Below are 6,629 nucleotides of genomic sequence, written 5' to 3'. Positions count from 1 at the left end.
GCGCACGCTCTATCCCCCCATCGAGCCCTACCGCTCAGGTCGGCTGAGCGTCACGGGTGACCACTCGCTGTACTTCGAGGAGTGCGGCAACCCCGACGGCAAGCCCGTCGTGTTCGTGCACGGCGGCCCGGGCGGCGGCACCGACGCGAAGCAGCGCCGCTTCTTCGACCCCAGCGTGTACCGCATCATCCTCTTCGACCAGCGCGGCTGCGGCCGCAGCACCCCGCACGCCAGCCTGGTGATGAACACCACCTGGGACCTGGTGGCGGACATGGAGCGGCTGCGCGAACACCTGGGCCTGGAGCACTGGCAGCTCTTCGGCGGCTCGTGGGGCAGCACCCTGTCACTCGCCTACGCCCAGGCCCATCCGGAGCGCGTCACGGAGCTGGTGCTGCGCGGCATCTTCCTCTTGCGCAAGCAGGAGATCGACTGGTTCTACCAGCGCGGCGCGGACGCGCTGTTCCCGGACGCGTGGGAGCACTACCTCGCCCCCATCCCGGAGGAGGAGCGCGGGGACCTGCTCCAGGCCTACGCGAGGCGGCTGTTCGGTGACGACCGCCACGCGCAGCAGGAAGCCGCGAGGGCGTGGAGCATGTGGGAAGGCCGCACGAGCTGCCTCTACACCAACCCGGAGCTCATCGCGCGCAACGCGGGGGATGACTTCGCCATCGCCTTCGCGCGCATCGAGTGCCACTACTTCGTCAACAGGGGCTGGATGCGCAGCGACACCCAACTGTTGGACGACGTGCACCGGATCCGCCACATCCCCGCCGTCATCGTGCAGGGCCGCTACGACGTCGTCTGCCCTCCAGAGAGCGCGTGGGCCCTGCACCGAGCGTGGCCCGAAGCACAGCTCGTCATCGTCCCGGACGCGGGCCACTCCGCCAACGAGCCCGGCAACACGTCCGCGCTGGTGGAGGCCACCGACCGCTTCGGCAGCCGGCGGTAACCCGACCGCGGGGGCCGGCTACATGTCCTGCCCCTCTTCGTCGTCCGTCACCCATTCACACTTCGGGGCAATCCACACGAAGTGCCCCAGGTGCCGCCGCTCCGCCTGCGCCGTGGGGTCCCGCCCGGGCACGAAGACGCTGAAGGCCTTCCAGCCCTCCGGGCCCTCCGCGTCCGCCTTCGCCAGCACCTTCGACAGGTCCTGCGCCCCCGTCTCACCCGACAGGTACGGAGAGACGATGAGCTTCCCGCAGCCGGGGCCCACGAGCATGCCCACGTCCGGCATGCGGCTGTTCATCGCGGGCTCCTGCGCGACCACCGCCACCGGAGACCCCAGCTCCGTCAGCACCGTCTTGAAGTGGGTCTGGCGGGCCTGACAGTCCACGCTCACGTTCTTGAGCATCATCTCGGCCATCGTGTCCCCCTGACGCGCCTTCTCCTGGAGTGACGCGACTCGCGCCTTCGCCGCTTCCTGCTCCTGGGGATTGCAGGCGCCCGCGCACTGTCCCTTCATCACGTGCCGGGCCAGCACCGCGTCGCCCTGCACCACGCGCAGCAGCAGGTCCGTGGCCGGGCACGCCAGCGCGGGGCTCGGGGCGACGCGGTGGACGGTCAGCTCCAGCCCGGGCGCATCCGGGAACGCGAACGTCCCTTCCGCCTTCGCGTCCGCGGGCAGCTCCGCCTTCAACGCGTTGGGCGCCGGGCACGCCAGCGCGGCGGTGCCGGTGAGCTGTTGCACGGCGACGTCCGGCACCATCGGCCGCACCAGCGCCCGGGCCGCCTGGGCCTCCGCCTTCGTCCCGCACACGCCCAGCAGCAGGACGTGCTGGCCTTCCGGGAGCCCTGGCAGCGACTTGGAGGCCACCAGCTTGGGGAAGCCCTTCGCCGGCTTCACCCACGCGAGCGCGCGCGCCTTCTTCTGCGCCGCGAGCAGCTTCGCCACCGAGGGGCGCTTCGCGTCCTGGCCCAGGATGATGGCCCACGGAGCCTCTGGAGCCTGGGCGGCCCAGGCACTCGGAGGACCCAGGCTGCACAGCAGGAGGAGAAGACAGACGGTCCGGACGGGATGCGCGCGCATGGCCGCGCACTTAATCCATCCGCCTACGGCGTTGAAAGTCCCAGCTCCTTCAAGAGCCGCTCCGCGCCGTACACCTGACGGAGCGCCGCTTCGATGCCGCGGCTGTCCACCGCCACCGCGCGGTTCACCGCCGCGTCGAAGCCGTAGTCCCCGCCCAACGACTGGATGTTGCCGTCGAACGCGAGGCCCACGATCTCCGCCTGCGCGTCCAGGATGGGCGACCCGGAGTTGCCCCCCACGATGTCGTTGCTGGTGACGAAGTTCAGCGGCGTCTCCGGGGGCAGCTTCGCCTTCGCCCGGAGCCAGCTCGGCGGAAGCTTGAACGGCTCCTGTCCGGTGGCGCGCATGTACAGCCCCGCCACGGTCGTGAAGGGCGCCACCTGCTTCCCGTTCGCCGTGTAGCCCTGGACGCTGCCGTACGACAGGCGCGGCGTGAAGGTCGCGTCCGGCGCCACCGCCGTGCCGTACAGGTCGAAGCGCGCATGGCCGATGCGCTCCCCGTTGCGCTTGAGGACCGCCGCCACCTCGTTCTCGTAGCGCTTGCGCACCTCGCGGGCCGGGCCGTCCAGCGTGCGCGCCAGAATCACCATCGGATCCTTCGACGCCGCGATGGCCGCTGTCCCTCCCGCCAGCAGCTTCCTGCGCACCGCCACCGTCTGGAGCTGGCTGCCGCGCACCGCCCGCTTCGCCACCACCTCCGGCGAGTCCTTGCCCAGCACCGCCTTCACCGCCGGGTGGTCCGGGGACAGGTCCTCGCGCAGGCGCGTGAGGTAGAAGCCCAGCACCAGCTCCTCCAGCGCCGGGTACATCGGCGCGGGGTTGAACAGGAACTGCTCCGTCGCGGGCCGGTTCGCTTCGGAGAACTCCGGCAGCCGCTGCTCGTTGGGCTTGCCCGCCTCCTCCGTCGCGCGCACCAGCGTCGCCGCCACGTCGAAGAGCTGCGAGCCCATGCCCGCCACCTGCTCCAGCATCCGCAGCTCGCGGCGGAACGTCTTCAGCGTGTCCATCGCCTTCGCGCTGGCGTCCCACGCGTCGCCGTACTGCTGCTGGAGCTTCGCGTCCTGGCCCACCTTCGCGCGCAGCGCGCGTTCGTTGTCGGAGAGCTGCGCCCAGAACGCGGGCTCCACCAGCGCCTCGCGCCCGCCCTTCATCGACTTGATGGCGTTCTCCAGCTCGAACAGCCGCTCCTCCGACATGCGCGCGAACTCCGGCCCCCGGCGCGCGAACTCCTGCAACCGCCCGCGCAGCTCCGAGCGCCAGAAGAGGTTCTCCGGCAGCGAATGGTCCCGCTGGTACGCAAGCTGCGCCAGCGTGTTCATCCGCGACGTGCTGCCCGGGTTGCCCGGCACGAACGTCACCGCGCCGTCCTTCGGCCCCCCCTTGCTCCAGCGGAAGTACGGCTCCGTCCTCGCGGGCTTGCCGTCGCGGTACACGCGCATGAACGACACGTCCAGGTCGTAGCGGGGGAACTCGAAATTGTCCGGGTCTCCACCAAAGGCCGCGATGGCCGTCTCCGGCGCGAAGACGAGCCGCACGTCCTGCATCCGCTCGTAGGTGTACAGGTCGTAGCGGCCGCCCTGGTACAGCGTGACGACCTCGCACCGCAGGTCGTCCCGCGTGGCGCACGCCGTCTCCAGCCTCGCGAACACCGCGCGCTGCGCGTCCTCGAAGGCCTCGCCCTGCAGGCCCTGTGTCGCGCCCTGCACGTCCTTCGTGACGTCGCGGATGTCCGTCAGCCGGTTCACCTCCATCGTGGGACAGCGGGGCTCGTCCGCCGGCGTGCGCGCGACGAAGCCGTCCTTCGACAGGTCCTTCTTCGCGGTGGACAGCTGCGCGATGCAGTTGTGCGCGCAGTGGTGGTTGGTCATCACCAGGCCGTCCGGCGACACGAAGCTTCCGGAGCACCCTTCCGTCAGCCGCGCCGACCCCAGCCGCACCGTGTCCAACCACGCCTGCGTGGGCTTGAAGCCGTACTTCTTCGCCACCGCGTCCGAGGGGAAGTGGTTGAAGGTCCACATCCCCTCATCGGCCCGCGCGAAGAGGGGCGCGGCGAGGGCGGCGAGCAGCAGGACAAGACAACAGGAGCGTTTCACGTCGGACGTCCTTCCGGTGCGAGCGGCGCGGACCTCGCCCTATACCCCGCTCGGCACCGGCTGTCCGGAAACGCGCCGGGCCCGCTATCCGCGAGCGGTCAACGCCTTGGCCAGCTCCTCATAGAGGTGGATGGCGGAGCGGATGGACTTCTCCCAGTCGCCCAGGTGCAGGCTCTCGTTCTCCGAGTGGGCGTACGTGTACGGATCCTCCACGCCGATGAGCAGCGCGGGCACGCCGCCCAGCTCCTTGGCGAACGGCTCCACGAACGGGATGGATCCACCGCACCCGATGGTGACGGGCTTCTTCGCGTAGCCCTTCTCCAGCGCGCGGAACGCCGCCTGGAAGGCCGGGTGCGACGAGTCCGTGTACCACCAGCCGGAAGCCTGGTCCTCGCGGATCTCCAGCTCCAACCCCCACGGGCACACCTTCTTCAGGTGCGCCACCAGCCGGCGCTGCACGTCCTCCGGATCCAGGTCCGGCACCACGCGGATGCCCACGCGCGCCCACGCCGACTCCACGATGATGTTGCGCGCGTCCTTGCGGCTGCTGGCCTGGATGGCGTTGATGGCCAGGCTGGGCTGACGCCAGTTCGTCTCCCACGGGTGACGTCCACCGCCCAACAGCTCCACGCCGTCGTTCAAGCCCACCTGCTCACGGAAGGTGGCGTTGTCGCCAGGCAGCGCCTGGATGCTCTGCCGCTCCGCGTCCGTCAGCGGCTTCACATGCTCCATCACCCCTTCGATGGCGATGGAGCCGTCCGCGTGCGTCAGCGTCGCGAGCATCCGGCACAGCGCCATCGCCGGATCCGGCACCGGCCCGCCCCACATGCCGGAGTGCACCGCCTGCTTCAGGCCCCGCACCTCCACATCCACCGTCACCAGCCCGCGCAGCGCCGTGGTGATGGACGGCAGGCCCGTGTCGAAGTTCGACGTGTCCGTCAACACGATGGCGTCCGCCGCCACCAACTTCGCGTGCTTCTGGAGAAATGCACCCAGGTGGTCACTGCCGGCTTCCTCCTCGCCTTCGATGACGACCTTCACGTTGAGTGGGAGCTGGCCGGTGCTCTTGAGCCACGCGTCCACCGCGGAGGTGTGCACGACGATGCCGGCCTTGTCGTCCGCCGCACCGCGTCCGTACAGGCGACCGTCGCGCAGCTCCGGCTCGAAGGGCGGGCTCTTCCAGGCGGATTCGTCCCCGGCGGGCTGCACGTCGTGGTGCGCGTAGAGCAGGAGCGTGGGTCTGCCCGGCGCCTTGAGCACCTCGCCATAGACATACGGATGGGCTCCTTCGATTTCGAGGAGCTGGACGTTTTCAAACCCACGGTCTTTCAACAGCGCGGCGGTTGCTTCGGCGCTCTTGCGCACGAGGCCCGCGTCGAAGCCGGGAAAGGACACGCTGGGTATGCGTACGAGGGTCTTGAGGTCCTCGAGGTACGCGGCTTTCTGGGACTCGAAATGGGACAGCGCGAGGTCGGTGGACATGCCCACCCCTTAACCCAAAAGGCGGGCAGGCGCCGCACGACAGCCGCGCCGAAAACCGCGCGGCCCATGTATCCTGCCGCCCATGTCTGGACTGCCAACCCTGCTGCTGGTGGATGACGACAGTTTCGTGCGTCGCATCCTCAAGGATGTCATCGCGGAGACGGGCATTGCCCTGAGACTGCTGGAGGCATCGGACGGGGAAGAGGGACTGGCGCTGGCCGCGAAGGAGCAGCCCGCGGTGATGTTCCTGGACCTGTTCATGCCGAAGAAGAGCGGGCTGGAAGTGCTGGGTGCCATCAAGAGCGTGTCGCCGGGAACGCGCGTGCTCGTCATCAGCAGCATGGACGCCGAACCGGTGGTGGAGCAGGCCATCGCCGCGGGAGCGGTGGGCTTCGTGGGCAAGCCCTTCCACCCCATGGAAATCGCGTCGGCCATGCGCGAGGCCCTCGCGTCCTGATTCCGAGGTCCCCGTGTCGTCATCCGCTGTCGGTTACTGGGTGGGAGATTCGCTCGGCCGTGTGCTGGGCCCACTCCAGCTGCAAGCATTCCGTGAACTCATCGCCTCCGGCCGGTTGAAGACGGCCGTGCGCGCGTCGCGCGATGGGACGAATTGGATCCCACTCCAGGAGCTGCCGGAGGTGCGCGACCTGTTCGCCGCCGCGCCGTCGCCTTCGGTGGAGAGCCAGCAGGCGGAGCGCCTGCGCACCCAGCTGCGCGGCCTGCTGCACCTGCCGCCGCACGAAGTCTTCGGGCTCAAGCCGCAGGCGACGCTGGATGAGTTCCGCACCGCCTTCTTCCGCATGGCGAAGCGCTTCTCGCCGGACCACCTGTCGCCGGATCTGCACCCGGAGTTGCGGAAGATCTCCGTGGAGATCTTCGACTTCCTCTCGCGGCGGATCCGCGAGGCGGAGACGCTCTTCCTCCAGGGCGCGATGCAGCCGCCTCCTCCGCCGCCTCCCCGGCTGGACATGGGCGGCGCGCTGCCGCCCCCCTGTCTCTCATACACATCTGACGCTGCCGACGAACTC

At 69.6% G+C, this 6,629-nt stretch carries 5 protein-coding genes and 1 pseudogene; 3 read left to right on the top strand and 3 right to left on the bottom strand.

Annotated features, from left to right (window positions below):
• The coding region (pip, locus tag D7Y13_RS36170) for a prolyl aminopeptidase (RefSeq protein ID WP_120630947.1) at window positions 1-949 on the top strand (949 nt) is incomplete at its 5' end.
• Between the two features lie 18 nt (window positions 950-967).
• On the opposite strand, the gene D7Y13_RS36165 is transcribed toward pip, so the two are convergent.
• The 3 genes from D7Y13_RS36165 to D7Y13_RS36155 form a co-directional block, all read right to left on the bottom strand.
• Entirely contained in the window at window positions 968-2,026 is a 1,059-nt protein-coding gene (locus D7Y13_RS36165; protein ID WP_120585934.1) for a hypothetical protein, read from the bottom strand.
• 23 nt (window positions 2,027-2,049) lie between these two features.
• Window positions 2,050-4,119 carry a S46 family peptidase gene (locus D7Y13_RS36160; protein ID WP_233595995.1) on the bottom strand — a complete coding sequence of 690 codons (2,070 nt, stop codon included), beginning with the start codon at window positions 4,117-4,119 and terminating at the stop codon, window positions 2,050-2,052.
• Window positions 4,120-4,203: 84 nt separating this feature from the next.
• The gene (locus tag D7Y13_RS36155; protein WP_199732981.1) at window positions 4,204-5,601 is read right to left on the bottom strand and encodes a M20/M25/M40 family metallo-hydrolase; all 1,398 of its coding nucleotides are present in this window, start codon (window positions 5,599-5,601) and stop codon (window positions 4,204-4,206) included.
• 82 nt (window positions 5,602-5,683) lie between these two features.
• Between D7Y13_RS36155 and D7Y13_RS36150 the strand changes: the two genes are divergently transcribed.
• Entirely contained in the window at window positions 5,684-6,058 is a 375-nt protein-coding gene (locus D7Y13_RS36150) for a response regulator transcription factor (RefSeq protein WP_120537856.1), read from the top strand.
• Window positions 6,059-6,071: 13 nt separating this feature from the next.
• Window positions 6,072-6,629 (top strand): annotated as a pseudogene (locus D7Y13_RS49965) (J domain-containing protein); the annotation flags it as partial.

The organism is Corallococcus praedator (assembly GCF_003612125.1).
Lineage (GTDB): Bacteria > Myxococcota > Myxococcia > Myxococcales > Myxococcaceae > Corallococcus > Corallococcus praedator.
Note: the sequence above shows the minus strand (reverse complement) of the source record. Positions and strands in the feature narration are given on the sequence as shown.